The following is a 201-nucleotide window of genomic DNA, read 5'->3' as shown; positions in this document are numbered from 1 at the left end:
GGCTGGGTTGCGTCTTCGAGTATGCGTGGGACATTTCGGCTTAGGGCCACCGCCCCTTGCGCCATGGCAATGCCTTGTTCCAGCAGCAACCCACGTATCTGATTACCCAGTGCGGTGCGCCGCTTTACATACCCTTGCCGAACACGATGCAGGGCCTGCATGGCCAATTGCGCGTTACTTTTGACGGGTACTGAAGCAATG

At 57.7% G+C, this 201-nt stretch carries 1 pseudogene; it reads right to left on the bottom strand.

Annotated elements, in window-relative coordinates:
• Positions 1 to 201 (bottom strand): annotated as a pseudogene (locus AO242_RS29600) (IS110 family transposase); the annotation flags it as partial.

Origin of the sequence: Pseudomonas sp. ICMP 561 (genome assembly GCF_002699985.1) — a bacterium.
Classification (GTDB): domain Bacteria; phylum Pseudomonadota; class Gammaproteobacteria; order Pseudomonadales; family Pseudomonadaceae; genus Aquipseudomonas; species Aquipseudomonas quasicaspiana.
The sequence above is the reverse complement of the archived record's forward strand: the minus strand, read 5'-3'. Positions and strand labels throughout refer to the sequence as shown.